The 25,353-nt window shown below is 43.9% G+C and carries 16 protein-coding genes and 1 pseudogene; 5 read left to right on the forward strand and 12 right to left on the reverse strand.

What is annotated here, in order from left to right; all coding sequences use genetic code 11:
• Positions 1 to 35: 35 nt before the first annotated feature.
• On the forward strand, positions 36 to 1,445 hold the full coding sequence (locus AAEZ02_RS00275) for an FAD-binding oxidoreductase (protein ID WP_124012808.1): 1,410 nt from the start codon (positions 36 to 38) through the stop codon (positions 1,443 to 1,445).
• 420 nt (positions 1,446 to 1,865) lie between these two features.
• On the opposite strand, the gene mdoH is transcribed toward AAEZ02_RS00275, so the two are convergent.
• On the reverse strand, positions 1,866 to 4,124 hold the full coding sequence (mdoH, locus tag AAEZ02_RS00280) for a glucans biosynthesis glucosyltransferase MdoH (RefSeq protein WP_351121540.1): 2,259 nt from the start codon (positions 4,122 to 4,124) through the stop codon (positions 1,866 to 1,868).
• A gap of 8 nt (positions 4,125 to 4,132) precedes the next feature.
• Positions 4,133 to 5,809: a glucan biosynthesis protein G gene (locus tag AAEZ02_RS00285; RefSeq protein WP_351121543.1), complete on the reverse strand. Its 1,677-nt coding sequence runs from the start codon at positions 5,807 to 5,809 to the stop codon at positions 4,133 to 4,135.
• 421 nt (positions 5,810 to 6,230) lie between these two features.
• On the opposite strand from AAEZ02_RS00285, the gene AAEZ02_RS00290 reads away from it, so the two are divergent.
• Positions 6,231 to 6,992 carry a substrate-binding periplasmic protein gene (locus AAEZ02_RS00290; protein ID WP_351121546.1) on the forward strand — a complete coding sequence of 254 codons (762 nt, stop codon included), beginning with the start codon at positions 6,231 to 6,233 and terminating at the stop codon, positions 6,990 to 6,992.
• A gap of 366 nt (positions 6,993 to 7,358) precedes the next feature.
• On the opposite strand, the gene AAEZ02_RS00295 is transcribed toward AAEZ02_RS00290, so the two are convergent.
• A complete protein-coding gene (locus AAEZ02_RS00295) occupies positions 7,359 to 8,762 on the reverse strand; it encodes a methyl-accepting chemotaxis protein (RefSeq protein ID WP_101033292.1) in 1,404 nt (467 codons plus the stop codon).
• Positions 8,763 to 9,152: 390 nt separating this feature from the next.
• Positions 9,153 to 9,941, reverse strand: a complete 789-nt coding sequence (locus tag AAEZ02_RS00300; protein ID WP_101033293.1) for an AraC family transcriptional regulator — start codon at positions 9,939 to 9,941, stop codon at positions 9,153 to 9,155.
• 106 nt (positions 9,942 to 10,047) lie between these two features.
• Between AAEZ02_RS00300 and AAEZ02_RS00305 the strand changes: the two genes are divergently transcribed.
• Positions 10,048 to 11,256, forward strand: a complete 1,209-nt coding sequence (locus tag AAEZ02_RS00305) for an MFS transporter (RefSeq protein WP_351075488.1) — start codon at positions 10,048 to 10,050, stop codon at positions 11,254 to 11,256.
• A gap of 56 nt (positions 11,257 to 11,312) precedes the next feature.
• On the opposite strand, the gene AAEZ02_RS00310 is transcribed toward AAEZ02_RS00305, so the two are convergent.
• Both AAEZ02_RS00310 and AAEZ02_RS00315 read right to left on the reverse strand, forming a co-directional pair.
• A complete protein-coding gene (locus tag AAEZ02_RS00310) occupies positions 11,313 to 13,355 on the reverse strand; it encodes an SEL1-like repeat protein (RefSeq protein ID WP_351075485.1) in 2,043 nt (680 codons plus the stop codon).
• A 226-nt stretch (positions 13,356 to 13,581) separates the two neighbouring features.
• Positions 13,582 to 14,370, reverse strand: a complete 789-nt coding sequence (locus tag AAEZ02_RS00315) for a class I SAM-dependent methyltransferase (protein WP_164839531.1) — start codon at positions 14,368 to 14,370, stop codon at positions 13,582 to 13,584.
• 129 nt (positions 14,371 to 14,499) lie between these two features.
• Here AAEZ02_RS00315 and AAEZ02_RS00320 point away from each other — a divergent pair, with 129 nt between their 5' ends.
• Positions 14,500 to 15,345, forward strand: a complete 846-nt coding sequence (locus AAEZ02_RS00320; RefSeq protein WP_124012814.1) for a 23S rRNA (adenine(2030)-N(6))-methyltransferase RlmJ — start codon at positions 14,500 to 14,502, stop codon at positions 15,343 to 15,345.
• Positions 15,346 to 15,472: 127 nt separating this feature from the next.
• Here the strand turns inward: AAEZ02_RS00320 and AAEZ02_RS00325 are convergent, their stop codons facing one another.
• The 6 genes and pseudogenes from AAEZ02_RS00325 to AAEZ02_RS00350 all read right to left on the reverse strand — a co-directional run bounded on the left by AAEZ02_RS00325 (position 15,473) and on the right by AAEZ02_RS00350 (position 24,629).
• Complete coding sequence (locus AAEZ02_RS00325; protein ID WP_372491461.1) at positions 15,473 to 16,843, reverse strand: M28 family peptidase; 1,371 nt, start codon at positions 16,841 to 16,843, stop codon at positions 15,473 to 15,475.
• Positions 16,844 to 16,925: 82 nt separating this feature from the next.
• Positions 16,926 to 17,555, reverse strand: a pseudogene (locus AAEZ02_RS00330) (lytic transglycosylase domain-containing protein); the annotation flags it as partial.
• 370 nt (positions 17,556 to 17,925) lie between these two features.
• A complete protein-coding gene (locus AAEZ02_RS00335; protein WP_351121550.1) occupies positions 17,926 to 18,462 on the reverse strand; it encodes a hypothetical protein in 537 nt (178 codons plus the stop codon).
• A gap of 417 nt (positions 18,463 to 18,879) precedes the next feature.
• A complete protein-coding gene (locus AAEZ02_RS00340) occupies positions 18,880 to 22,035 on the reverse strand; it encodes an efflux RND transporter permease subunit (protein ID WP_351121553.1) in 3,156 nt (1,051 codons plus the stop codon).
• Positions 22,036 to 22,044: 9 nt separating this feature from the next.
• On the reverse strand, positions 22,045 to 23,193 hold the full coding sequence (locus tag AAEZ02_RS00345; RefSeq protein WP_101033300.1) for an efflux RND transporter periplasmic adaptor subunit: 1,149 nt from the start codon (positions 23,191 to 23,193) through the stop codon (positions 22,045 to 22,047).
• 326 nt (positions 23,194 to 23,519) lie between these two features.
• Entirely contained in the window at positions 23,520 to 24,629 is a 1,110-nt protein-coding gene (locus AAEZ02_RS00350) for an MBL fold metallo-hydrolase (RefSeq protein WP_101033301.1), read from the reverse strand.
• A gap of 96 nt (positions 24,630 to 24,725) precedes the next feature.
• Between AAEZ02_RS00350 and AAEZ02_RS00355 the strand changes: the two genes are divergently transcribed.
• Positions 24,726 to 25,343, forward strand: coding sequence for a TetR/AcrR family transcriptional regulator (locus tag AAEZ02_RS00355; protein ID WP_101033302.1), 618 nt, complete (start codon positions 24,726 to 24,728; stop codon positions 25,341 to 25,343).
• The last annotated feature ends 10 nt before the right edge of the window (positions 25,344 to 25,353 follow it).

Below are 25,353 nucleotides of genomic sequence, written 5' to 3' on the forward strand. Positions count from 1 at the left end.
GAAGTAGAGCAGTAATGGATAGGAGTAATAAGCATATGAATACAATACGTTTTAAAAAAATGGATGGCACGGCTGTAGCCTTAAAGAAAAGCGACATTAACAGCTCTCTATCGGGAGAGATCATCATGCCTGACTCAGAAAAATATGATGACGCCCGCGCCCTATGGAATGGCATGATAGATAAAAAACCGAGTTTATTTGTTCGCGTTAGCGATGAACAAGCGGTAGTCAAAGCTGTCAATTTCGCCCGTACCCATGGCATTTTGTTAGCGATAAAATCGGGCGGCCATAATATCGCCGGTAAGGCATTAGCGGACGGTGGACTGGTGATTGATTTTCAAGCGATGACAGATGTTATCGTTAACCAACAACAGCAAACCGTCAAAGTCAGTCCCGGCGCAACCTTAGCGGATGTAGACAAGGCGACGCAACAATATGGTCTGCTGGTGCCAACTGGGATCAATTCAACCACGGGGATTGCGGGGTTGACCCTAGGTGGTGGTTTTGGCTGGACAACCCGAAAATTTGGTTTAACCATCGATAGTCTGCGCTCGGCTAAGCTGGTTATCGCAACAGGCGAACTACTCGAGGTTAATGCTAATCAACATGCCGATCTCTTTTGGGCAATACGGGGTGGTAGCAGTAATTTTGGTGTGGTCACTGAATTTGAATTTAATTTGCATCTAGCTGGCCCAGAGGTATTAGCCGGCATGGTAGTGCACCCCTTTAATGATGTGAAAAACGTGCTGCAACAGTATCAAGCCGCCATCGATAAGGCTCCTGAAGAACTCAGTTGTTGGGTGGTGATGCGCAAAGCACCACCTTTACCGTTTTTACCGGAAGAGTGGCATGGTAAAGAAGTGGTAGTATTGGCTATGTGTTATGTGGGCGATATTGCCCAAGGTCAGGCTGCCACAGCAGAAATTAGAAAAATTGGCCAACCCATTGCCGACGTGGTGGGGCCGATGCCGTTTGTTGATTGGCAAGCCGCATTTGATCCCTTGTTAGCCGAAGGCGCCAGAAATTATTGGAAAAGTCTTGATATGGCGCAGCTCAACACTGAAACCGTGACCGAAATAGCACACGCCATCCAAACCTTACCCAGCGATGAGTGTGAAATTTTTATTGCTCACCTTGGCGGGGCGATGACAAAGGTGGCGCCGCACGCAACGCCCTGGCTCAATCGTAATGCACACTTCACCATGAATATTCACACCCGCTGGCAACATGCACAAGACGACGATCTTTGTCGACAATGGGCGCGGCAGTTACATGCAAAGTTAACTCAATATTCAATGGGCAGTATTTACGTGAATTTTATCCCAGAAGGCGATGACAACAGTATTGGCGAAGCCTATGGCTCGAACTTTGCTCGGCTCAAAAGCATAAAACAGCAATTCGACCCCGCCAATCTATTTAGGATTAATCAAAATATTGTCCCCTAAATATAGCCCCCTAAATATTATCCCCAAATATAGTCCCCTAAATTAGCAAGCAATAGCGTCAGCCGAACAAGATTTTCGGCTTACGCTAATTAAGCTTTCAAAGGGGGGCGTTGATGAATAAAAGCAAGGTCAACGGCATTAGCACGACAAAGTGTGTTAACTAACCTGTTGGTAAAATAGATTTTTTATCAGCTTAATCGACAAAGCGTCGCTGGGTCGTTCACATCTAGGCCGAGGCGGATTAAACAATCGTTTCTACGTGCCAGAACGCCTTGTCCAACCTTGTTTAACAAAAAGGTCAGTTTAAGGGGGTGCGACGACACGTTACCACCAATGTAGCGCCTAAATGGTGAATTGAATCCACCATCTTATTTTGTAGGTCATTGATTATCCGAGCAGGATAATCCGCCCAAAAATCAGCTAACAAAAAGACACTAAGCCCTCGATAACAAACTCCTCAGGCAGCTTTTGTAATTGTTTTAACAATAAAGGGTTACCCAGTAAATAGGCCAATTCTTGACGCGTAAAAAGGTTGGCAATGTTGTGTTGGCATTGTGCCTCTTGCACTTTAACGCGAGTAATCGCTTCGAGCGACTCAACCGCAGAACCTGGTAAGCGATGAGGTTTTTTATCAATAATGGCTAAATGAAGCTCCATTAACTCTGGGTCTTGCAGCAGTGTTGATAAGGTCCACGGCTGAGCAATGGCGTTAATATAATCTTCACGGCGAGATAACGAGTCTAGGCTGAGCTTTGGCGCACACATTTCTTCCGGTGTGGCCAAAATTTGCAGACGCTTGACCCACAACCCCAAACGCTCTGATCCTGTCATGCCAGAAAGCGGCACCGCCAGCCACAAACCAATTAATGCCGGGCTCATCCACGCCAGTAAGGTAAGTGAATCCAGCACCGCAGCGTAACCTAATAGCGCACCAACCAACATGTGCCAACGATGGCGGTAAATCAGGGTTAACCAGGGTAAGCTGCCGTCGTCACGTCGTTGTGGCGACCAACCGCTATCGCGTCCTGCTAAAATCGATAGTACTGCACCGCAATGGATTAGCATCATGATTGGCGCAATGAGTGCCGACAAAATCACCTCAACTACCACGCTAATCATGGCTTTGCCTCTGCCACCTAATTGCTTACTCATGGTGCTATTTTTCAGTAATAACACCACCCCAAGAATTTTGGGGCCGAACAATATCCCCATGGTGATATAGAACAACCGCAAGGCACGATCTGAGTCCATCACTGGCCAGGTCGGAAACAATGAGAATTGATCGGTGAAATATTCTGGGCGAATAAAATGTGCCTGTAACGCCAGCATTAATCCAGACAAGATCAGCATTAACCAAAACGGTGATGACAAATAGGCCATAATTCCGGTGAGTAAATGTAAGCGACTAACCCAATGCAACCCTTTAGTAAACAACACTCGAGTGTGCTGTAAATTACCTTGGCACCAACGTCGATCGCGCACGGCTAAATCGACAATGGACGGCGGGCATTCTTCATAAGAGCCTGGCAGGTCTGCGGCAATTACCACACTCCAACCCGCACGGCGGATCAAGGCCGCTTCAACAAAGTCGTGGCTCATAATATGGCCACCAAAAGGCGGTTTACCTGCAAGATTGGGCAAGCCTGCGGCGCTCATAAATGCCTGAGTACGAATGATGGCATTATGACCCCAAAAGTTACCCTCTTTGTGCGCCCACCAAGATAGCCCCGTACCAATAACAGGACCATAAATTCGCGCAGCAAATTGCTGTAACCGCGCCATTAAGGTATTGCCATTGATTAAATACGGAATGGTTTGGATAAGTCCGGCGTCTGGATCGGCCTGCATGCGCTGAGCAAGGCTAACGATAGTATGGGTTTCCATTAAACTATCTGCGTCTAGCACCAAAAGGTGATCGTATCTGGCGCCCCAACGTTTACAAAAGTCGGCCACGTTACCGGCTTTACGGGCATCATTTTTACGACGACGTCGGTAATAAACCCGCGCATCTTTGCTCACTTGATGACGCAAAATCAAAAAAGCCTGCTCTTCAGCCAACGCAATATCGGGATCGGTAGTGTCACTTAATATAAACCAGTCAAAAGCATGTGCTTCGCCCGACGCCGCCAGCGCCATGGCCATCACTTCAACTGCGGCAAAAACACGATCGGGTGATTCGTTATAAGTCGGCATTAATATCGCGGTTCGGGTATGCAGCGCTACGGTTGCCGTAGGTACAGATGAGGTGCTTTTCAATAGAATAACAAAGCCTGCTATGCCACCACTAAATGCCAACGCTATCCAACAAAAGTTAACCGCAAACAAGACTAAAACGATGTATTCAAGCGGCGTAATACCGCCGACATTAAATACCGACACCATTTCATAAATCGCCATCACCGAGATAATAAAAGCACTCCCAACCACCCAAAATCGACGTAAGCCGTCAGACTTTACCCCATTGGCAATGGTGCTTTTACGCGGCATGCCTTCAGACAGCACGCGTAAACTCTGCGGCGCCATTGGGCTTGGTCGCTCTAGTGGCATCACTGCGCCGCCGACCAAGTTGATTTCGGTGTCGCTTATCCTAGTGTCGCTTATCCTAGTGTCGCTTATCCTAGTATCGCGGGTAATAGTGTCGCGGGTAATAGTGTCGCGAGTAATAGATTCAGTCTGCATCATGTTTGCTATGACCGAGTCCAACGGTAAAGCCAGGTTTCGACTTCGCGTGGGCCAGTAAACTTAAGCTCAGCACGCAGCTCAATCAATTCCGCATCTTGTGGGTCCATTTCAAATGCCAAACGATAACCATTGTTTTTTGGCTGACGAGACACGACTACATTGGTGATAACGCCCGCTGAACTTTGGACTTTCACAACGGGCATTTCATCGTTATTGCCGGCTTTAACTTGATAGTCGACAACAAACAAGCGCCTTGGCGTGGCTTTAGCAATATCAGCTCGGCCGCTAGCAGTGCGCGCAACAATAACAGTGCCATCATCTACTTCGGGCTCATCACCCCAAATTAAACGATAGGTAAAATGAAACTCGCTGCCTGCGGCGATAGGTTGTTTGGGTTTCCAATAACTGACGATATTGTCATGAATTTCAGAATCAGTCGGTATTTCGGTCAACACCACCTCACCTGCACCCCAATTTCCGACCGGTTCAACCCATAAACTTGGGCGACGTTCATAGTGAGCTTCGAGGTCTTGATAAGCTTCAAAACTGCGTTCGCGTTGAATTAAGCCAAAACCTTGAGGCGAGTTATCCATAAAGGCACTCACCTGTAATTGCTTTGGGTTAGCCAATGGCCGCCATAAGCGTTCGCCACGACCGTTTAATATTAATAGCGCATCGGAGTCGTGCACTTCAGGCCGAAAATCATCGGTGTTTTGACGACCATTCATCGAGTGTAAAAACATACTCGTGCTAGGAGCCAAGCCCACTTTGACTAACTCTTTGCGCGGAAATAAGGTCGCTTCCACATCGATATGAGTATTATCGCCAGGCCTAACAGAGAATCGATACGCCCCAGCAACGCTAGGACTGTCTAGCAATGCATGCACCACGATTAAATTGCTGTCACTGTTTGGGCGTTCAACCCAAAAGGCGCGAAATATCGGAAATTCTTCGCCTTCAGGCTCTGCGGTATTTAACGCTAAGCCCCTTGAAGACAAGCCGTAATCGCTACCTTTACCCAAGGCACGGAAATAACTCGCCCCTTGGAATACCATTAATTCATCAAAATACGCTGGGTTATTCAGCGGGTAATGAATGCGTAAACCTGAATAGCCAATATCTTGTGTCGGTAACTTTTGGCTAAGCACATCGCCAGCAGTAAAAAATCCCGAATTATAGGCCAAATGGGTGGCTTGATTGCCTTCGACCAAGGCAATTTCAATTAAATCTTGGAAATAGAAACCACGATGAAATAGCTGCATTTGATAAGGCAAGCCTTCGGCTTTCCAAATGGAGGCTTCTGGCTTAAAGCGAATATCGCGATATTCATCATAAGAGATTTTGGCCAAACCAGGCGGTAATGGATCATTAAGAACCCCATACGGTTTTTGGGCTAGTCGGCGGGCTATTTTAACCACAGAATCAGGATCAAAATTGGCCGTTTTCGCAAAACGCACTTTAGTTTGCACTTCTTCGGTATTTTGCGCTTTAAGCGGTAATGTTTCATCTGCGTAAGTCTGCAGCGGTATGGTCACACTCGGTGGGACAGTGATAGGCGTGTTTGATTCTTGCGCCGTAAGGTTAAAACAAAGTCCTGCGGCAATGGCTAACGACAAGCTCGTCAGCCCTTTTTTTAGCGTTTTAGATGAAACAAATATGCGAAAATTCAGTAAGCTAACCATAGATAGGCAACCCAAAATAAACAGCGTTAACGTGCATTTTTTAACGCGGTAATTGCTGCAAAATATCTTTGGATACAACCCCACATTAGATTGCGCGAAAGATATCAGAATGGCAAAAAATTGCACAGGCATTTATAGATAAAGCCGACTAACGGTAATAACATTTTAATCTATTGATATAGCCAAATATCACACTTGCTTGCATGAAAAATTAACATAATAATTTTTATATGGTTAAAGCAATCCTAATGTCATCAATCCCAACTACAATTAAATCTATACGACAGATTAATTATTGTTTCTATTACTCATTTTTATGCTGTTCTAGTGTCTGAGTGACAGTGTCGCTCTATTGATTATTGATATTAATCATTAGAATTTATAGTTTTATAACAACAAGGTAATAGGTTAGGGAGCCAAAATGATTTCAGCGTTATCAGCTAGGTTCAACATCTTATGCTTAAGTGCATTATTGACTTTGATAATATCTTGTAACGCTATGACTGAAACACTGGAACTCTCCACTCTTGAATGGCCACCATTCACAGGATCACAATTAATTGATGCTGGAATTACCAGTCAAATAGTTGAACAAGCATTAAGCTATGAAGGGCATAAGCTTAACGTCACGGTTTTACCCTGGAATCGTGCCATACGAATGGTGAAGATAGGCAACATTGTTGGTTATTTCCCTGAATATATGATGACTTCAAATGATTTTCTATTTTCTAATTCTTTAGGAATGAGTCCGATAGGCTTACTTGAACGTAAAGCAAAGCCTATCGTTTGGAGTAAAGAAAGTGACTTAAACCAATATGTATTAGGGGTTGTTAATGGCTTTGTGAATACGGTAAAAATCGATAAAATGATACTTGATGGAAGTCAGAAATATGAAACAGCCAACAATGAGAGACAAAACATATTGAAATTGGCAGCTGGACGTATTGATACCATAGTGATTGACGTCAATGTCTACCAGTATTTGAAGTCAGATCCACAAGTAGCAAAAATTACCTCCCTTGTGCAAATGAACAAAAAAGTTCTAAAACAGAAGAGTTTACACATTGCATTTGGTAATAATCCGCAGGGGGAAAAGTGGCTAGCGATTATTAATAGAGGCCTATCAAAATTTGATGTCCAAGCCACTCTGGATGCTTCACTACAGAAGACAATTCAGCCGTAATGGGGATAGGGTATTAGGTAAAGGCTCCCTAATATGTTGTCAACGCAAGCTAGTTGATGTGGAACCACTGTGCTATATGGAGTGTCTATGCATGGCCATGTTGCTTCATCTCGGGCCACTGGGCCGAAAACCAAACTGGGCAAACCTATCGGCTAATGTTGAAATCCGCTTAAGCTAGGCGCTATTGAGGTAATTCTTGCCCTTATTATATTACCGCCAAAAAAATAACCTTAATCATTAATCTTGAGTTAGGTGACCGCAAAGCATCACCATGAGAAATAACACCATTAAGAGGGCGACGCCAATAACTGAAATCGCCCCAATAAATACTTAAATTAATGCTTAAATTAATGCTTAAATAAATGCTTAAACAATCAAATCCTTCATTAAACCTTCCAACACATCCGCCTGACGGCTCAAACGCTCGATTTCTGAAGCCGTGGTAGTCACTAAGTCCATCACTTGAATCGAGCTACTTCTGACCGAGTCGACATCACTGGCAATATTATCGGCCACAGCACCTTGCTCTTCAGCCGCGGCGGCAATTTCTAAACTTCTATCGGAGATATGCTGATTTTGCTCGGCAATCTCACTAATACTTTGGCTGGCATAAGTCATCAACTGTTCGCTTGATCCCGCTTCGGTGACTGTTTTCGCCATCACGCTCATCACACTTTGACTATTGGTCTGCAGGGTTTCAATGATTTTTTGGATCTCAACTGTCGCCGTTTGAGTTCTACCCGCTAAGGTTTTCACTTCACTGGCAACCACTGAGAATCCGCGGCCATGTTCGCCTGCTCGAGCAGCTTCAATTGCAGCATTAAGGGCCAGCAAGTTAGTTTGGTCGGAGATGGCATTAATCGTTGCAATCACATCACCAATTTTAGTCGCACTGGTATCGAGTTCAGCAACGGCAACAGAGGCACCACGAACTTCGCCAGCCAAATGATTAATCTCTACTAATGTTTTTTGGATCTGAGCTTGTCCTTGCGTGGTTTTTTCTGTTGCACGCGATATTTGCGTCGACGATTCTTGGGCGTGACTGGCAACCTCTCTGATCGAGACCGCCATTTCTTCAGTGGCACTGGCTAGCGAATCAATGCGGTCTTGCTGCACGCTGGCCAACTGGGTATTTTCATCACTACGAACACGTAACTGGGCACTAATTTGTTGAATAAGCGCAACCGCTTCTTGAGTGGTTTTCACCAACAGATGCTCTCGCTCTGAAACCCGATCAACGGTTCTGGCGATCAAATTGAATTCATTTCGTGATGGCGCATAACCAATACGAGCAGCAAGATCGCCCTCGGCTAACTTTCTCAATGCTTCATAAATATGAAATAGGCCGCCGCCAATAAACGTCTTAATATAGTGGGAGCAAACAAGCATCAACAATAAACTAAGGCATATAGCAATGATGTGCCACAGGCCTAATCCAGTCAAAAAGCTGTTGCTACCAACATAACTGAGTGAATAATCCTGACCTGACACCTGAGCTGAAATATCAGTATTACGGTCAATTTTGATCGCGGAATGTTGCAGTACTGGCGCCAATTCGGCTGCGGATAATTGAGTAGCAGATGCCAATTTGGCAATCACATCGACTTGTTTTTGCGCCTCCACAGTACGCTGCGAAGATGCGGCGTCAGTCAAACTCACGCCAATAACCACAATAGCAAACAATGCAGTGAAGAAAAGAACAAGAAAATTTTCCTGTAGTTTTACGTTGATCAGATACTTATCTACCCAACGGAATGCAACCTCTTTCACGATGATATCTCCAACAAAAAAATGAAACAGTGACTACCGAGTGTGGCTTACAAGGTTCCTTCAGCCAGTATTATTGATATACAAAACACCCAACTCGATGAATGTTATAAACAATATATGACTATCGCTATCAGATAATTCTAAATGACTAAAGTGATGCCTAGATCACAAAGAATGTTACTCATGACACTTATGGCAACTGAATAATCACAAACTGATAACCTTAGCCAAAGGGGCGTTGTGGTATAAAGAATCGTAAGTATGTCCCGAAATATTGCCTCAGCAAGCTACGCCCGCAATAAACGAGCCCAACAAAAAATGACTTAGCGGATCCCGTCCTTGCAAGATTAGAAATAACGTTATCATTATCCCGAGCTTAGGTGAGTATCATTAGTAAGCATTTAACCCGTTCATATATTTCATCGGTGATGTTTTCATGACTTTTTTAAACATGGTAATAAACGCACTTACTGACTCATAGCCTAATAATTCAGAAACCTGTTGCACACTTTGCCTATCTGACAGCGCTTGCAGCGAAGTAATAATATGCAGCTGAGTGCGCCATTTCCCAAATGTCATCCCGGTTTCTTTTGTAATCAGTCGCGCCAATGTGCGCTCTGTTAATGCAAATTGTTCGGCCCATTGCGGCAGAGTTTTTCTCTCGCCAGGCTGACTTATCAATTGTTGGCTCATCGCCTGAATGACCCTATTTTTAGAGAGTACAAAATCTAAATGCTGGATCGGCATCTCAGTAAGTTGCTCAAATAATACCTGCGCAAGCCGGGCGGTTTTGCTGTGTGAACCGTAATGCTGATTGCTCCCAGCAAGCGCAAACATCAGCTCTTTAACTAAGGGCGTAATCGCCAAGGTGCAGGTATTTTGTGGCATACCGGGCATATTGCCATCAATAAATAAGTGGCATAACTCAGCGTTATCTGACGCGCGGTTACTATGAACTTTATTTGCCGGGATCCAAATAGCACTATGGGTTGGCACCATCCACATTTTTGCAGATACCTCACAGGTGACATAACCATGCAAAGCTAAAATTAGCTGCCCTTTGGGATGAGTGTGTAAAGGAATTTCATGGCTAGCACAAGCCTGCTCTATTTTGGCTATAATGGGTTGGTCCATATATTCAAAATTTTTGATTTCATCCCAGCCAATGGTTTCAAACATAGTTTTGTCAGTTTTTAGTTATTTAATGTCACTATTTCTAAATTATATCGCCCGCAAAATCTTTATACTAGCGGCCATTATTTTGCTATAAAAACAAAAGCACCTTATGACGGCACTTACGTTAACTCAAAAACCGCAATCTCGCTTCTCAGGCATATTGCTGGTGATAGGTATTTTGCTTATTGCGGCTAATTTACGCGCGCCTTTTACCGGTATTGCGCCAGTGCTGGAGCAAATTATTAGTCACTTTGGCCTAACCGATCCTCAAGCAGGTTACTTAACCACACTGCCGTTAATTGCCTTTGCAATTGTGTCACCTATGGCGGCTTTTTTTGCTCGAAAACAAGGCTTAGAGCATGCCTTGTTTGCCGCGTTAATCCTGATATTGTTAGGCATTGCGACTCGTTTTATCAATTCATCAACCATGCTATTTATCGGTACCGCCATTATTGGCGTAGGCATTGCGATTGCTAACGTATTATTACCAAGCCTCATTAAACGTGATTTTGCCACTAAAGTGGCACTCATGACCTCGGCCTACGTGCTGACGATGGGGGTAACATCAGGTGGTTTTTCAGCGTTGGTATTCCCGCTTAGCCAACTAAACGGTTTGGGCTGGCAACTGGCACTTGGCTCGGCAGGCATCATCACTGTTGCCAGCTTAATTGTGTGGACAGCACAACTGGGCAAACACACTAAACCGACCTATTGCGCACACCAATCGGCACCGTCAAAAAGTGTATGGCGTTATTTATTAGCCTGGCAAATTAGTTTGTTATTAGGCCTAAACTCATTTCTGAATTACATCATCATTACTTGGTTGCCAAGCATATTGACCGATACCGGCCACTCGGCCGTTGAAGCGGGGGCGTATCATGGCGCTTTTCAAATAGCGACAGCATTACCTGGCTTAGTATTAATACCACTGCTGGCGAAGTTAAAAGATCAAAGCGCGCTGAGCTTTATTCTGGCACTACTGAGCGCCGGCAGCGCACTTGGGCTGCTGTATATGCCTCACTTTGCCTTTGTATGGACGCTAATGCTGGGCTTTTGCTCTGGGGCGTGTTTTATTTTGGGGCTGTCGTTTATTAGTTTACGCACCGATGACCCGCATCAAGCTGCGTCACTTTCTGGTATGTCGCAAAGTGTCGGTTATTTACTGGCGGCAGTTGGTCCCATGGTGGCAGGCGCGCTGCACACTGCAACAGGCAATTGGGATGCGCCATTATGGTTATGTGCTATTGCAGCTGTGTTGTGTGCGTTATGCGGTTTCGCTGGCGGCAGAAATACCACCTTACATAAGTCGGCTAGCTAAAAAACCACAAATCGGCTACTTCGAAATCGTGATAGCCGATTTGCTATTGGAAAACATTAAAGACTTCGGTTGAGATATTTAAGCGCTTTTTCATTACCTAATTCAGCACTTTGCTTTATCCATTTATCACCTTCAACTTGATCTTGGTTGCCAATCAATCGCTTTCCCAAAGCATATTGAGCATCGTTCTGTCCAAGCTCAGCGGCTTTAGTTAACCAACTCAAACCGAGCTTTTCGTTAACCGCTACCCCTTCGCCATTCAAATAAATTTCACTAAGATTCACCATGGCAATTATTCCACCCCAGTCTATAGAGGCTTCATAGAGTGAAATTGCTTTGTGTATATCTTGTGGCACACCCGTTCCTAAGCGATACATTTCGCCCAGGTTATTAGCAGCAGTGAGCTGCTTATTGGCGATTGCCCTTTCAAAGTGCAACTTAGCTTTTTGATAATCTTGTTCAACTACATCGCCGAAAAAGTATAGATTACCAATAAGCGCATCTGCATCGGCCTTTTCTATTCGTGCATATTCACGGTAAAGCTCAAACCCCTTATCGAGGTCTTTGGCTACACCCTCACCTTTTAGATATAACTTGGCTAGCCTAATACATGAATAAGAACTTGAAAGACTTTGTTGATACCAGTTAATGGCCTTTTGAATATTATGATGTTCTGGACTTGCAGTTTCATATATCCAACCAAGATTCGAACCAGTCTGTTGACGCCCTAGCTCATATGCTTTTTCAAAGTAAGTAATGGCTTTGTCAAAATCATGAGTAACCTCGGAACTTTGCGAATAAATAACCCCACTATAATAAGCTGAGTTAGCACTATGGTTAACTGAATCCAATAGATATGATAGCGCTAACTTATCATTCTTCTCAGTCCCTTTGCCTAAATGATAACTAATACCCAGATGCTTATAAGCAGCTTTAAAGCCTAAATCTGCAGCTTGCTTAAGGTAAGAAAATGATTGTTTATCATCTTGTTGCACACCATTGCCGAAACGATACATTACACCTAAGTTTGTGAGTGCATTTGGATTACCTAATGAAGCTGCTTTATAAAAAAACGGTACCGCAGTTGATAAATCTTTCTCTACTTTTTCACCGTTTAAATAGAGTACTGCAATATTATTTAACGCGAGCGCATTACCTTGATCGGCAGCCATCTTATAGAGTTGTAAAGCTGTTTGAATGTTTTGGGAAACATACTCACCATTTTCATAAAACATACCCAAATTGACTTGCGAGTCTGCGTCACCAAGCTCTGCGGCTTTATGATAAAGCTCTACAGCAGCTAATTTATCCTCACCAACATTCCAGCCAAAATCATATGTTTTAGCAAGATAACCAACAGCAAAAGGATAATTATGCTCTACAGCAATAGCTAAATATTCATGCCCAAGTTGGATGTTTTTGTCAGCTCCAGCCCCATTAATATACATGAGAGCAAGGTTATACTGCGCAATTGCTGAATCACTATCAGCCGCCAATTTGTACCATCGAAAAGCTTGCTGTTGATCATTTTGTTCAAAGTCATAAAGATAAGCTAGCCCCAAATAACAAGGTACTTGTTCTGACTCCGCCCCCATAAGGAAGTTAGCCTCGGCTTTGTGTAAATCTTGATAACTTGGTTCATCTAGATACAGGTACCCTAACTCGCAATTTGCCATGGCAAACTTTTGATTAAGTGCTTTTTGATAATAGAAAATCGCTTTATCAAGTTCTTTTTCTACAAATTCACCTTCACGATAAAAAGAAGCCAAATTAACAAAGGATTGAGGGTCATTTTGTTTCGCGGCTTTATTATACCAATGGAATGCAAGAGCATTATCTTCTTTAACCCCTAAAGCACCTAGGTCATAAATCAACCCCAATTCACCCTGAGCTCTAGCATTACCGTCATTTGCTGCTTGCTGATAGAGTGTTAATGCTTTCTCTGGCTGATTGTTCTTATAATACGACTCTGCTAAACGTAATTTATCATCACTGCTATGAAGATTCGTATCCGTTTTGGTTTTGTCATTATTGCTAGATGTCGATGAACAAGCAGCTAAAAGTCCAGCGATCAGAGTGATAAGAAGAAGGTGATACATGTTATTCCTTTAACGATAATTTAGCATTTCAACATCATGACTAGTGAGCCCACAATAATAAATATCACTTAGGTTACTGTTTAGTTTTTATTATAAAAACATTTAATATCATGAAGTTATTAAACTTCCATTTATTCCGCACAACAAAGTTCTACATAAGCGTCATGCTCTATATATGGGTTCAGCGACACAAGTGGCACACTAACTTCTGCCTTCAAAATAGAAGCTATTTCATCGCAGCGCGAACATACACGTCAAAACGATTTTTCTTACTTGCGATGATCATGCTGGGTTTTACCCCATCAAGATCGCCGGCGTAATCTGGACGCTTTACTACGACTCTTTTTGTGGCTAAGGCGATTGCGGGGGCTAATAGTCCATCAGCATCGAGGTCTGCGCCGACTAAGGTTTGGAACACGCGCATCTCTTTTTTAACCAGAGCTGATTTTTCGCGGTGTGGGTACATCGGGTCGAGGTAAACCACATCAATTTCGCTGACGTTAGTGCTAGTGCTAGTTTTCACTACATCGGCTAATGCATTAATACTTGAACCGTGAAATAAGCTCATCCGCTCGCGCATCCACTGACCGATTTCGGCATCTTCATAGGCTCGGCGTAAACCGTCTTCTAACAAGGCTGCGACCACGGGATTACGTTCAACCATAATGACCTTACAACCTAGGCTGGCCAGTACAAATGCATCACGGCCTAAGCCAGCAGTGCCATCGACAACGGTCGGCGTGACGCCTTGCTTTAGTCCGACCGCTTTGGCAATTGATTGGCCTCGACCGCCACCAAACTTGCGGCGATGCGCCACTGCACCAGAGACAAAATCGACACTAATGCCGTCAAGCTTAGGCTCATCACGCTTATGCAAACTTAAGCAATTTTGCTCAAAACGCAATTCAAAAGCAGCGTTGTTGTCCCACACCAAGTGCCAGCGCTGGGCGATATCGACTAATGAAGGATACTGCTGATTAAAGAAGATAGGTGTCTGCAACAAGATGATTACCATGCCAATGTAAGAAACTACGCCATTATGCCAAAAGCCATCACCAGTGAACACCTATACCTCGCGCGCTAGACCACTTATAATGTCACTATTACACAGTTTTACTGTCTCATTTAGTTAATGGAAACGCCCATGCTCAGTTATCGTCACGGTTATCATGCAGGCAATTATGCCGATGTACTTAAGCACGCAATGCTTATTCAAGTATTAAAAGCGATGCAGAAAAAAGATAAACCTTATGTGTATATCGATACTCATGCAGGCGCAGGCGCGTACTCGCTAACCGATGAGTTTGCCCAAAAGACCGGTGAATACTTAGAGGGTGTTGCCAAATTATGGGACCACGCTAATTTACCCAGCGCATTAGCCGATTATGTTGAATCGGTACGACACTTTAACGCTGAATTTGATGGCGAGTTAACGGTTTACCCTGGCTCACCGGCCATTGTCGATGTTGAACTTCGCCCGCAAGACCGTATGGTGTTACACGAACTGCACATTACTGATCATGAATTACTTGAAAATTATTTTATTAAAGACAAGCAAGTCAAAGTCATTAAAGGCGATGGTTTGCAGGGATTAATTGCCGCGGTACCGCCATTAGAGCGCCGCGGAGTAATATTAATTGACCCTAGCTATGAAATGAAAACTGACTATCAAGATGTTGCAGAAACCCTCATTAAAGCCCATAAGCGTTTTGCGACTGGGACATTTATTTTATGGTATCCGGTAGTGAAACGTGAGCAAACTGAGGCGATGTTAACCCTGCTCAAAAATAGCGGCATTAAGAAACAACTGCGTATTGAGCAAGCGATTAATGCCGACAGTGATGAGTTTGGCATGACGGCTGCTGGTTTATGGGTGATTAATCCTCCTTGGCAAATGGATGTATTGGCTAAAGAAGCACTGGATTATTTAGCGCCTTTATTAGGCCATGCCGACGGAAAAACGACGGTAAAGTGGGAAGTGGGCGAATAATTATTATACCCATTCTATTCATTCTGCTGTACGGTTTTATTAATGAGTACTGATATATAAAAATGCCCAAACAGCAGCAACTGTTTGGGCATTTTTGATGATTATCTTTGATATACATTACGGGTTTTTATTTAAAAAATGCCCCTGCAGCGCCTGGAAATACCACGGGGCTGACATTACCATTGGCAGCGACACTCGCGACGCCAAATAGATAGTTGTCGATAACCATATTATCTAAGGTGAACTGATCCACTTTGCCGACATAGCGACTATGAGTCCATTGTGGCACTGTCGTTAATCGCCAATAAATGCGATAGCCGACAATGGTTTTATCGTCACTCTTTGCCCAGCTTAACGTAGTGCTCGGTGACACTTGCCCTGCAATGGTAACCTTGGTTGGCGGCGCGGGCGCCCACGCCATTGAGGCTAAACTAAGGGCATTTAATGTGGTGAGCTTAGCAGTAAAATCAAAATCTACCCCGTCAATCACATCACCATACGCAATGCCGTTTTCAACACGAATATCTTGATGTTGGCGATTATAGTTCTCGTTGGTTTCCATGATACGAACGGCAGGTAAACCGGCCTGATTAAACGGTAAATGATGACCACCACGGCCAAAGCGGTCGAGGCGATACACTAGCATCACCTCCAAATTAGTCATGTATTGGTCAGCTAATGACTTAATTTTACGGGCTAGATTACGTGACGCGGAATCATTCTCGCCGCCGCTAAAATAACGCTGTTTGGCTTCTTCTGCGGTTTCGGTAAAACGTACCCCTTCAGAAAACACCCGTACACTACTATTATTAATCACCCCATTAATGCCAGAGATATTGCCAATCATGTCGTTGTTTAATACTGCTTGCACTTGCCAATTTTGCGCTTTGGCATAGTCAGCTAAAATATTACCGCCATACAAGCCTTGCTCTTCGCCCGACAACGCCGCATACACAATCGTGCCGTTAAATTGATATTTTGACAATACTCTGGCAGCTTCTAGCGCTCCAGCAACACCCGATGCATTATCGTTTGCTCCAGGAGAAACCGACGTCGCATCCAATACATCACTGACACGCGAATCAATGTCACCGCTCATCATCACTACGCGCTTAGGGTCGGTTTTACCGCGTTGAATGGCGATAACGTTAACCACTTCCGTTGGGTTCGCGATTCGCTTGCCTTGAACTGTGTCACCCACAGTAATAACCTCTAAACAACCGCCGCACTCTGTTGATATCCGCTTAAATTCTGCTTCAATCCAACGCCTTGCCGCGCCAATACCTTGTTTGTCCGATGCAGTATCTGACAAGGTATGGCGGGTACCAAAACTGACTAAAGTGCGAAGATCTTGTTCAATTCGTTTGGCTTGTGGTGCGCTAGCAATGTCGTATAAACGCATATCTTCTTGTGATGGGGCGACTAGCGATGATTTGTCTGCAGCAAATGCGGGTAACGCCGCAGCCCCTAATACCAATAGCCCAGTAATACTGGCCATACAATAACCGTTAGTACGACTCATTTTAACGCGCTTAGGTTGAACGTTTTCAATTAGTTGATTCATCAATAAATACCTTAAATTAACTGGATAATGCTTTTTGGTAACGTTTTAATAAGATTTTTACCCGCATCACATAAGCTTGTGTTTCAGGATAGGGCGGTATACCGCTGTATTGCATCACAGTAGTCGGACCGGCATTGTATGCCGCACAAGCTAAGTCGATGTCGCCGTCAAACTGACTTAATAACTGGGCAAGATAACGGCTACCACCGCGAATATTTTGTTGCGCATTAAAAGGATCATCCACCCCCATGTCCTTGGCAGTCCCTGGCATTAATTGCATCAGGCCTTTGGCGCCAGCTTTTGATAGCGCTCGCATTTTAAATGCCGACTCTGCATGGATAACGGCGCGGATTAATGCCGGGTCTAACTGATATTGGCGCGCAGCCAACGCAACGTCGGTAGTAAAAGGTGAGGTAAATAGTGGGATCTTATACCAGTCGATAACCGAATCGACTCGACACGCAAAGCATTCATACAGTAAAACTTGGAAGTCTTGATGTGATGGTTGCTGATCACTAAATACCATCACGCCGTTGGTTTGCTTGTATTGATATACTTTACGTTTTTCAACGCCAAAATCACTGACAATACCATTTTCGGAGTAAAGGGCCTTCACCCTAGGCTTACTTGGAACCCCGCTCGGTTGCGTTAACGGATAATCATTGGTCAGGGTGCGTTGTTGCGGTGTTTCGCCGACAAAGCCGGCGTCCAATAACCATTGATCATTCGCAGGCTGATCATTCACCGATGTAGTTTTACCTTGATTCATCACATTATTCACTTCGAGAGTCGGCGCGATGAGATTTTCAGTAGTAGTACGTTGAGATGGTTGTAACGATAACTGTTTTTTTACTGTGGTTTGCTCAGGAATAAACGTAGCGTTGATTTGCGGTTTTACAACCTCTTCTACGGCAGGATGAACCACTTGTTTGGCTTGTACATGCACTTGTACACAAGCACAAGACAACAGCATACCGATACCCAATAGCGTCTGCTGATTACGCCATATCATTGGGCTAATCATGCACTTGATCAAATATCGGCATCGGCGCGATACGAGCCAATTTAGCCACAGCAGCACCTGGGAAAATTTTAACACCACTGTTCAACTCATCGACAGCTTTACGATAAAAATCTTCTGCGTGAACAAAATCGAGTACTAATTGTAAATATTCGGCAAGCTTGTCTTCACTCAACTTGTCTTTATTCACCGTAGCTAATAACGCCTCTAAACCTTGATCAATTTGTTGCCAAGCAGCAATCGATACTGACAAAGAGCCGCCCGTCACGTTTGACGCTTCAATGGGTTGTCCCCAATCATGCTGAGGTTGCAGTTGTTTTAGTTGCTGTAATTGGGCTTGCTGATCATCCGTTAAGGGATGGTAAGACGGTCTGGCCTGACACAGCTCAGTAAACAGCGTCAATCGCATATCAATTCTTGAGTCGATCACTTTCAGTGCTTCAATGGCTGAAGTGCGTTTTTTAAGTAAACTGGCATACCAAAGATAGGCCAAAATAGTGGCTAAAGTAAGGCTAAGTAACAGCGCCTGCATGATGACATCCTTTATTCTTGTTATTAGCTATCATAATCATAATTTAATCAAAAGTTCATCTTTATCGGCGCAACCTTAGCGAAAAAACAACCACTAAAGTCTAAACCCTGTGCCTGTAGATGTTAATAAACTGTTTTGATTAAGATCTTAACTATAACACAAGTATCCGCACTGGCACGGTCAAATATTCTACAGTTGATTTTTTAATGTTTAGCCTTATCAACCACCTAAATCAATGTTGATAAGGGCGTTTTTTAAACACTCTTACAGTTTTCTATCGAATAATAATAAGAATATCGTTAAATAATGCTGACTTAACACCCTTTAAGCAATTTATTAATGACGATACCGACATCTACACAATAGACACAAAAAAGCCCAGCAGAACTGGGCTTTTAAACTTAACGATTTAAAAAATTAAATATCTTTTCTATCGTTATCGACTTTCTCATCTTCTTCTGCAGTGGGCTTTTCACGCTTACTGAAAAGGCGCTCAACCACCACAAAGAATAGCGGCACAAAGAAAATACCTAAGAATGTCGATGATATCATACCGCCTAATACCGCAGTACCAATGGCATTTTGACTACCAGAACCCACTCCAGAACTAATGGCTAATGGCAGTACACCTAGACCAAATGCTAATGAAGTCATCAGAATTGGACGTAAACGCACTCGCACCGCATGCAAGGTGGCCTCGATTAATCCCGACCCTTTTTCGTAGTATTCCTTAGCAAACTCGACAATTAAGATGGCGTTTTTAGTCGCTAGGCCCACCGTAGTTAACAAGCCGACTTGGAAAAACACGTCATTAGGTAAACCGCGAGCACTCATTGCCAATAGCGCACCGATAACCCCAACGGGAACCACTAAAATAACTGACAATGGTACCGACCAGCTTTCATACAGCGCCGCGAGTACCAAGAACACGATTAACACCGACAAAGCATATAAGCTCGGTGCTTGGTTACCCGATAGACGTTCTTCGTACGATAAGCCATTCCACTCTAAGCCATAACCAGGCGGTAGTTTCTTGGCCATCTCTTCTAACGCATCCATTGCAGCACCGGTACTATAGCCTGGTACTGTTGAGCCCTGAATATTAATTGCAGGTACACCGTTAAAGCGTTGTAATTGCGGCGAACCGAACTCCCAAGTACCTGATGCAAATGCCGAAAACGGTACCATTTCGCCAAGGTTGTTACGCACATACCAAGAGTCTAAGTCGCCAGGCTGCATACGGTATTTAGCCTCACCTTGAACATAAACTTTTTTCACTCGGCCACGGTCAATAAAGTCATTTACATATGACCCACCCCATGCCGTTCCTAAGACACTGTTGACGCTGTTGATATCAATGTCTAACGCACGCAATTTAGCGTGATCGACATTAATTTTGTATATCGGCGCATCTTCTTGACCATTTGGACGCACCCCAACAAGGTTAGCGTTTTGTGAGGCCATGCCTAATAATTGATTACGCGCCTCAATTAACTTGCTATGCCCTTGACCGTTTAAGTCTTTCAGATAGACGTCAAAACCATTTGCAGTACCCAGTTCAATCACTGATGGTGGCACAAAGGCAAATACTAACGCCTCTTTGATTTGCGAAAAACGGCCCATGGCTCGACCCGCCAACGATTTCACATCTTCACCCGGCGCCTCACGTGTAGACCAATCTTTTAAGCCCACAAACGCAAGACCCATATTTTGCCCAGAACCGGCAAAACTAAAGCCTGCAACGGTAAACACTGAATTTACAATGTCTTTTTCTTCAGTAAGGTAATAATCAGAGACCTCTTTTAAGACCTTAACCGTGCTTTCTTGAGTTGAATTGGTTGGCAAAATTGCTTGAGTGAACAAGATGCCTTGGTCTTCATCAGGTAAGAATGCGGTTGGCATGCGTAAGAAAATCCAACCCACAGCGATAACCAAACCAACGTAAATCAACATGACTCGAAAAGAGCGTTTAAGAATACTGCCCACACTCGATTCATAACGCGATGTCATTGCATCAAACTTGCTATTAAACCAACCGAAGAAACCTGTATCGGCATAGGTATGGCCTTTTTTAATCGGCTTTAGCATGGTGGCGCATAATGCCGGTGTCAGCACAATCGCCACAAATACCGATAAGGCCATCGCCGATACAATAGTGATCGAGAACTGACGATAAATAACTCCAGTGGAACCAGACATAAAGGCCATTGGGACAAACACCGCCGACAAGGTCAAACCGATCCCGACTAAGGCACTGGTGATTTGGTCCATTGACTTGCGGGTGGCTTCAAGCGGGCTTAAGCCCTCTTCAGACATGATCCGCTCAACGTTCTCAACCACCACAATCGCGTCATCCACCAGCAAACCAATGGCCAAGACCATGGCAAACATGGTTAAGGTATTGATGGTAAAACCTGATGCAGATAACACAGCAAACGTTCCTAACAGCACCACCGGAACAGCAATAGTTGGAATAAGTGTGGCTCTAAAATTTTGCAAGAACAGATACATAATCAAGAACACCAACACAATGGCTTCTATCAGTGTCTCTACAACCCCTTCAATGGATTGCTCTATGAATGGCGTGGTGTCATAGGGATAAACAACTTCAAGCCCTTGAGGGAAAAACTCTTTCATCTCATTGACTTTAGCCTTAATACCTTCCGCCGTATCTAACGCATTCGCACCCGTGGCTAACTTAAACGCTAAACCTGAGGCAGGCTTACCATTATAGTATGAGTCAACCGCGTAGCTTTCTGCGCCTAATTCGACTCTGGCGACATCGCCTAAATAAACATTGGCACCTGATGAGTCAGATTTAACAATAATTTGCTTAAATTGCTCTGGGGTTTGTAATCGACTCTGCGCTGATACGGTCGCGTTAAGTTCTTGGCCTGCAACCGAGGGAGCACCACCTAATTGACCTGCTGATATTTGTGCGTTTTGCTCACGTACCGCTGCAATAACATCAATACTTGTTAATTTGTATTGGGTTAACTTAAGCGGGTCTAACCAAATACGCATAGCATATTGCGCACCAAAAAGGGTGATCTCACCAACCCCAGGTACACGACTCATTGGATCTTGAACATTGGCAGCAACATAATCAGAAATATCGCTTTTGCCCATTGAACCATCAGCAGACACAAAACCGAGTACCATTAAAAAGCCCGAACTGGACTTGTTAACTTGTACACCTTGTTGCTGAACTTCAGTAGGTAACAAGGGGGTAGCCGCTTGCAGCTTATTCTGAACTTGCACTTGAGCAATATCAGGATCGGCCTCAGCGTTGAATGTTAACGTAATCTTGGTATTACCAAAACTGTCACTGGTTGAAGAGATATAGCGTAAGTGATCAAGTCCCGTCATGCGCTGCTCAATCACCTGAGTAACCGTGTCTTCCATGGTTTTAGCCGAAGCTCCAGGATAGAAAGCACTGATCACCACAGTTGGTGGTGCAATGCTCGGATACTGTGCAATGGGCAAGCCTCTAATGGCTAGTACACCCGCGAGCATAATCAATAATGCAATCACCCATGCAAAGATAGGGCGATCAATAAAAAAGCGAGCCATAATTATTCCCTATTTCTGTGGTTGGTCAGCCGTTAAAACCTGTGGTGAAACCGGTACACCAGGGCGGATTTTTTGTAATCCTTCAACAATTAATTTATCACCAGCAGATAAGCCATCAACAATACGCCATTGATGGTCAATCACTTCGGCTGTTTTTACTACACGCATTTCGACATTGTTGTCTTGATTGACAATCATTGCGACGGCTTCACCTTTGGAATTACGCGTAATCGCACGTTGCGGCACTAAAATCGCTTGTGGATCTTGGCCAGCATTTAATAGCGCACGAACAAACATTCCAGGTAACAATATGCCGTCAGGGTTAGGGAACTCTGCACGTAAGGTTACCGAACCGGTAGTTTCATTAACATTGACTTCAGAAAATTGAAGTATGCCCTCTTGTTCGTAGGTCCTGCCGTCTTCAAGCACCAAGGTCACTTCGGCATTGTTACTTTTCAGTAACTCACCAGAACGTAAGTTCGCTTTTAAACGCAGTAGTTGTGCACTCGACTGAACGATATCGACATTAATCGGGTCAAGCTGTTGAATAGTCGCTAGCGTGGCACTTTGATTGGCGGTAACTAACGCGCCAGCGGTCACAGCTGATTTACCAATACGACCTGAAATAGGGGCTTTCACTTCAGTATATTCAAGGTTAATTGTCGCTGTATTAATGGCGGCTTTAGCAACCGTTACGGAAGCTTGCGCTTCTTTATATGCCGCTTCTGCTTCATCAAAGTCTTGCTTACTAATGGCATTGGTTTTCACTAACTCGGCATAACGCGCCGCTTTCGCTTTTGCTGAGACTAACCCTGCATTTGCACTCGCAAGAGCGGCTTCTGCACTGACAAGAGCTGCACTATAAGTGGCTGAATCAATTTGATACAGTGATTGACCTTGCTCAACTTCGGTCCCTTCTGTAAAAGCTCGTTTGGTTATAATACCAGAGACTTGTGGACGCACTTCGGCTTCTAAAAATGCTCGACTGCGCCCGGGTAGTTCAACTTGAATCGATTGCGAAATCGCTTCAACGGTCATCACGCCAACAGGTGTAGGGGGCCGCGGTTGTTGTGATTGGGCATTTTCATCCCCTTGACCACAAGCGGTAATCCATAATGCTGCAGAAATAACTGCGGCGACTTTCAATGCTTTGTGCATGAGTGCTCCTACTCCAATATATTTTCAATATGTCACCCTCAATGTTGAGCAGCCCATTTGAAAGTAGCTAATATTAAACTGTTAAATTTTCTGTGTACTTTATCGCATAGGTGTAAAAACCAAACAACTCAGCTCATGCGAATAAATTGTAAATAAATAATAAGCTTACGTTCTCTATCACTAAATGTTGATTTATTGTAAACGCAGGGCGAGTAATCAAACAAACTCGACCTATTGATTCATGAAATACACCATTAGATAACATCTTGGTAAAATTAATTTGTCGTTTAACAATGCTTATCGATATGCACTGTTAATAGATTAACTTAGTTGTTATTCATGACAAGCTTATTTACTTCATCCGCCTTTTGTGGCTCAAGCATAATAGTACGCCACCACAACTCGTCAGCGTGTGGATTTGCCAACATCACCGCCTGCCCAAACTTAGGGGTCAGCAAAGTAACGTCATTGTGTTTAGCCAATTGACTAATGCGTTCAAAAGGTTCAAACCAATCATGCAGGGCTAAATCAAAGGTGCCATTGTGTACTGGCATCATCGCCTTTGCGCGAACATCAAGATGTGCTTGTAAGCTTTGTTCTGGCAACATATGGATTTCACTCCACAATTCATTATAGGCGCCGGTTTCAATCATGCTGAGGTCAAACGGTCCATAACGCTCACCAATTTGTTTGAATCCATTAAAATAGCCACTGTCACCGCTGAAAAATACTTTGTACTGTAGCCCTTGGATCACCCAACTCGCCCATAGGGTTTGATTGCGATCAAGTAGGCCACGGCCAGAAAAATGCTGTGCCGGGGTGGCGGTAATGGTCAACCCATTTAATTCAACCGACTGCCACCATTCCAGTTCGGTCACTTGAATAGGATCGATTCCCCAAGCCGTTAAGTACTCACCCACGTTAAGTGGGGTAACAAAATGCTGCACTTTAGTCGCCAATTGTTCAATCGCGGCCTTATCAAGATGATCATAATGATCGTGGCTAATAATAACGGTTTTAATCGCCGGTAAATCGGCAATACTAATGGGTGATTGATGGAAACGTTTCGGTCCTGCCCACTGCACTGGAGATGCTCGCTCGCTAAACACCGGGTCAATCAGCAAGTATTCGCCATCGATACGCATTAATAACGTTGAATGGCCTAAACGATATACGGCATCTTCTGTCGATTGCGCCAATATCTCTGGGGTTAATTCGGCTAATGGAATCGCATCTTGGGGAATGGGCGCTTGGCGCTTTGTCGACCAATACGCTTTGGCGATAGGCCATAAACTGCTAAAACCGGCTTGGTAGACTTTTTCGGTATTGCTGAAAATTTGCGTTTTATGTCCACGAGATGTAGACCAACATTTACTGAGCCAAATAATAGCAATCAATACACCAAGCACTAATAAAAGACTGATTAATATTTTCATCTATCGCTTCCAAAAGTAAACTACACGGTGTAGTTTAATAATGAATTGCTAAAAAGTAAACTGCTCAGTGTAAAATATTACAATAAGATGGCTTAGATGAAACCAATGAAACCAGAAAAGCAAACATGCAGCCAAATAAAACGCGCCGCGATTATTGAAGCCGCCAGAACAACCTTTAAAGAATTAGGGGTTGCAGCAACCAGCATGGATAAATTAGCCGAAGTGGCTAGTGTGTCGAAGCGAACAGTGTATAACCACTTTGCCACCAAAGAAGCCTTAGTGATGACCTTGATGACTGACTTATGGCAACAAGCGTTATCGCAGCCATCTGTTGTGTATAACTCACATCAACCTTTGGCTGAACAACTGCAGCAGCTGGTGCGTTTTGATATGGACTACATTCAATCAGAAGAGCACATTGAAGTGTCGCGAATGGTGATTGGCCATCTCTTTTATACCACTGAGATGCAGCAAGAATTGCAAAAAATCATCAAAGAAGAAACGGCTATTTTACGTTGGATAAAAGCGGCAACGCTGGATGGACGCTTAACGGTGACCAATGTTGAACAAGCCCAAACAGAAGTACAAAGCTTGATTAAAGGCCAATGTTTTTGGCCATTAATATTTAGAGTTGAATCGCCATTAAACGATCAGCAAAAAGATGACATTGCGACTGAAATAGCTAAAATGTTTTTATGTCGCTATCAAGTATGACGACATAAAA

This window comes from Shewanella sp. T24-MNA-CIBAN-0130, assembly GCF_040310185.1.
Lineage (GTDB): Bacteria > Pseudomonadota > Gammaproteobacteria > Enterobacterales > Shewanellaceae > Shewanella > Shewanella psychromarinicola.

Bases quoted from the DNA above. Each gene is read 5' to 3' on its own strand.
- AAEZ02_RS00310 (WP_351075485.1), bottom strand. From the start codon at position 13,355: ATGTATCACCTTCTTCTTATCACTCTGATCGCTGGACTTTTAGCTGCT.
- AAEZ02_RS00275 (WP_124012808.1), top strand. From the start codon at position 36: ATGAATACAATACGTTTTAAAAAAATGGATGGCACGGCTGTAGCCTTA.
- AAEZ02_RS00290 (WP_351121546.1), top strand. From the start codon at position 6,231: ATGATTTCAGCGTTATCAGCTAGGTTCAACATCTTATGCTTAAGTGCA.
- AAEZ02_RS00340 (WP_351121553.1), bottom strand. From the start codon at position 22,035: ATGGCTCGCTTTTTTATTGATCGCCCTATCTTTGCATGGGTGATTGCA.
- AAEZ02_RS00305 (WP_351075488.1), top strand. From the start codon at position 10,048: ATGACGGCACTTACGTTAACTCAAAAACCGCAATCTCGCTTCTCAGGC.
- AAEZ02_RS00345 (WP_101033300.1), bottom strand. From the start codon at position 23,193: ATGCACAAAGCATTGAAAGTCGCCGCAGTTATTTCTGCAGCATTATGG.
- AAEZ02_RS00300 (WP_101033293.1), bottom strand. From the start codon at position 9,941: ATGTTTGAAACCATTGGCTGGGATGAAATCAAAAATTTTGAATATATG.
- mdoH (WP_351121540.1), bottom strand. From the start codon at position 4,124: ATGCAGACTGAATCTATTACTCGCGACACTATTACCCGCGACACTATT.
- AAEZ02_RS00350 (WP_101033301.1), bottom strand. From the start codon at position 24,629: ATGAAAATATTAATCAGTCTTTTATTAGTGCTTGGTGTATTGATTGCT.
- AAEZ02_RS00285 (WP_351121543.1), bottom strand. From the start codon at position 5,809: ATGGTTAGCTTACTGAATTTTCGCATATTTGTTTCATCTAAAACGCTA.
- AAEZ02_RS00325 (WP_372491461.1), bottom strand. From the start codon at position 16,843: ATGGCCAGTATTACTGGGCTATTGGTATTAGGGGCTGCGGCGTTACCC.
- AAEZ02_RS00315 (WP_164839531.1), bottom strand. From the start codon at position 14,370: ATGGTAATCATCTTGTTGCAGACACCTATCTTCTTTAATCAGCAGTAT.
- AAEZ02_RS00355 (WP_101033302.1), top strand. From the start codon at position 24,726: ATGAAACCAATGAAACCAGAAAAGCAAACATGCAGCCAAATAAAACGC.
- AAEZ02_RS00335 (WP_351121550.1), bottom strand. From the start codon at position 18,462: ATGCAGGCGCTGTTACTTAGCCTTACTTTAGCCACTATTTTGGCCTAT.
- AAEZ02_RS00320 (WP_124012814.1), top strand. From the start codon at position 14,500: ATGCTCAGTTATCGTCACGGTTATCATGCAGGCAATTATGCCGATGTA.